The organism is Caballeronia calidae (assembly GCF_900044055.2).
In the GTDB taxonomy this organism is placed as follows: domain Bacteria; phylum Pseudomonadota; class Gammaproteobacteria; order Burkholderiales; family Burkholderiaceae; genus Caballeronia; species Caballeronia calidae.
In genome coordinates this window covers 1-3037 of the sequence record NZ_FCOX02000209.1, presented here as the reverse complement: position 1 = coordinate 3037, position 3037 = coordinate 1, and the positions used below count along the sequence as shown (strand labels likewise).

At 59.0% G+C, this 3037-nt stretch carries 2 protein-coding genes and 1 pseudogene; all 3 read left to right on the top strand.

Annotated features, from left to right (window positions below; translation table 11 throughout):
- The first annotated feature begins 147 nt into the window (after positions 1 to 147).
- Complete coding sequence (tnpA, locus tag AWB78_RS42005; protein ID WP_062613154.1) at positions 148 to 597, top strand: IS66-like element accessory protein TnpA; 450 nt, start codon at positions 148 to 150, stop codon at positions 595 to 597.
- The gene (gene tnpB / locus AWB78_RS42000; RefSeq protein WP_062613152.1) at positions 578 to 925 is read left to right on the top strand and encodes an IS66 family insertion sequence element accessory protein TnpB; all 348 of its coding nucleotides are present in this window, start codon (positions 578 to 580) and stop codon (positions 923 to 925) included. Before tnpA ends, tnpB begins: the two co-directional genes overlap by 20 nt.
- A gap of 109 nt (positions 926 to 1034) precedes the next feature.
- Positions 1035 to 2646, top strand: a pseudogene (tnpC, locus tag AWB78_RS41995) (IS66 family transposase).
- Positions 2647 to 3037: the final 391 nt, after the last annotated feature.

Here is a 3037-nt window from a genome sequence, read left to right as displayed (position 1 = left end):
TCCGAATGTACGGGTGCAATCTTCCCTCAGCTTTCACTGACTGGCAGCTTGGCAAGCCGGGGGCGTCCATGTACGGTCATTGTCGGCGCCCTTTCGTCGCAATGGGCAATAGGAGATGCTGGTGTCCACTTCAATTAGGTGGACACCATGCCAGAAGACAGCAAACTAAAGGAACGCCTGGTAGCAGGCTTTGAGCGCGATGGGCACCGCAGGCGCTTTGATCCGGGGGCTAAACGCGAACTGGTACAGGCGTGCTTGCAGCCGGGCGTGTCAGTTGCTCGTATTGCACTCGAGCACGGGCTAAACGCGAACCTGCTGCGCAAGTGGATCAGCCAATACGGTCCGCAGGCCGGCTGTGAGGTAGCTCGGGATGGGGCTGCGGCGGCGCCGGCGTTTGTTCCGGTGGTTCCGATCGGTTGCGCTGAAGCGGTGGCCTGCGAGACGTCGGTGCCCGCGCTTGCGATTCAGACCTCACGACTGGTTGCAGAGATGCCCAATGGCGTCGTGCTTAAGTTTGAGTGTGCCAGCAACGATAGAACGCTGGTGACAGCGATAGTGGAAACGCTGGGGCGCAGCCATGTTCCGGTTCGACGCTGACGTGAAGGTATATGTGCATCGCGATGCCATCGATTTCCGCAAGAGCATTGCCGGCTTGTCGACGATCGTGGAGCAAGCGCTGGGACTCGATCCGTTCGCGCGAGCGGTTTACGTATTTCGTAACCGGCGGGCCGATCGCCTCAAACTGCTGCTATGGGAGCGCAACGGGTTCTGGCTGATGCTGCGACGCCTGGAAGCTGACCGGTTCGTGTGGCCGCGTGGCGAAGCGGTGCTTGAGCTGAGCGTCGAGCAATTGCACTGGTTACTGGAAGGCATCGATTTGCAGGCGATGCGTGGGCACCCAGTCCGTTACTACGAGCACGTGTGATGGCATTTGTCGGCGCACACGCCTCCCGTGGGCGTTCTTCAGGGCATAAGTTCGGCTGTTACAAAATGACGTAAACCCATTGGGTCTGGCGATTCGCTATCGTTGATGCATGACCCGCGAACGTCTCTCGATTAGCGTCGAAGAATTCAATGCGCTCATTGCCGCGCGCGACGAACGTGACGCGCTGCGCAGCGAACGCGATGAACTACGTGGCGAGCTGCGTGTGACGAAGATTGAGCGCGATCTCGTCAAGGAACAACTGCACGTCATGATGCGCAGGCTCATTCGGCGCGAAGAGCGAGAAGCGCGATCCCCGGCAGGGCGACCTGTTCCTAAACGAAGCGGAGGCGCTTGCACCGACAGCGGCCACCCTGCCAGCGCAGGAAGACGGCCCCGACATCGATGTGGCCGCACACAAACGCAAGAAGCGCGGACGCAAACCGTTGGATCCGGCGCTACCACGTGTGGTGATCCGCTACGAGATACCGGAGGCCGAACGGTTCTGCGCGCAGGACAACACCGAGTTGGTAGAGATCGGCGTGGAGGTCAGCGAACGGCTCGATATCGTCCCGCAAAAGATCCAGGTGCTCCGTCACGAACGGGTCAAGTATGCATGTCTTAAATGCGATCACGGGCTGAAGGTCGCGGCAGTCCCGCTTCGCATTATTCCTCGCGGCCTGTTCACCGAAGCGGCGCTGGCATGGATCATCCTGTCCAAGTTCATGGATGGGCTGCCGCTGTACCGGATCGCGGCGTTACTGCGTCGCTTCGGTGGCGACATCTCGCGTAATACGCTGGCCGCCAGCGTCATCCGAGTCGGCCAGGCGATTCAGCCGGTTATCAACCTCATGCGCGATGTGCTGCTTGACAGCGAGGTGGTACACGGCGATGAAACCACTGTGCAGGTCCTCAAGGAACCAGGCAAGGCAGCGCAAACGAAGAGCGCGATGTGGGTGCAGATGAATGGCGTCGGGCCGCCAGTGCGACTGTTCAGCTATGCGCCTGGTCATGATGCGAAGTATGGCGCCGCTTTCTGGGCGGGCATGCGTGAGCACGCCGCGCTGATGAGCGACGGTGGCGCCGTATACGACATCATTGCTGAAGCCAATGGCCTGACACATTTGGGATGCTGGAGCCATTGCCGCCGGTATTTCTTCGAGGCTGAAGCGCTCCTGCCAAAGCAAGCACGCGGCCCTCATCAGCCCGCCACGCAATTCCTCCAACTGATTGGCAAGCTCTATGCCGCGGAGGCCCGAGCCAAGAAGATGGTCGTATTGCGTCGAGCGGTAATGCGCCATCGATATAGCCGCAGGGTACTCAAGGAAATTCGCGCGTTGCTGGACCAGCATCTTGAGACGACCCTGCCCTCAGGCAAGCTGGGACAAGCACTGGGCTATCTCAGCGGGCAATGGCCAAAACTGTGCCGCTACGTTGAAAACGGCCTCTGGCCGATCTGTAACAATGCCATCGAAAATTCGATTCGTCCGTTTGTAATTGGCCGCAAAAATTTTTTATTTAGCGATACGGTAGTCGGCGCGAAGGCGAGTGCGAACTTGTATTCGCTCGTCGAAACGTGTCGCGCCAACAATATCGACGCCTATCAATACCTGATCGATCTGTTCAAGGCGCTACCGAACGCAAGCACCGCCGACGACTACGAAGCCTTGCTGCCGTGGAAGCTGGGCAAGTCCGCCGCAGTACCGGCGCCCAGCCATAGCTGATTCAAAAATCAGCCGCAACAGGCGTCAGGGGTGGGTACAAAGAGCGCTTACGTCTTGTCAGACTTCGCCTTGCGATATATCCGCCTCAGTTCCTGCAGACTGCCGGATGCCTTTGTCATCTCACCCCTGCCCTGCCTCACTTTGTTGGACGGAATACTCACCGGTCCGGGCCCTTCCCTCCGGGCGCGTTTTGCTGCACGCCCATCGATGTCGTGTTACGAGGCTACGTCTGCGTTCACTGCGCGTTGCAACCTGGTGAATTGCATATACTCCTTTCTAAGCATACTGTCGGAGGGCTCCGTCATCTTGCTTTTGCGCCATGACGCCTCCCAAGCTACGAGGCTTGAGTCTGTTGCCTCGGTCGGACTTTCACCGACTGGATAACGTGTCC

What these genes read in the sequence shown, in the direction of transcription:
- tnpA (WP_062613154.1), top strand. Translation starts at nt 148, where the DNA reads ATGCCAGAAGACAGCAAACTAAAGGAACGCCTGGTAGCAGGCTTTGAG.
- tnpB (WP_062613152.1), top strand. Translation starts at nt 578, where the DNA reads ATGTTCCGGTTCGACGCTGACGTGAAGGTATATGTGCATCGCGATGCC.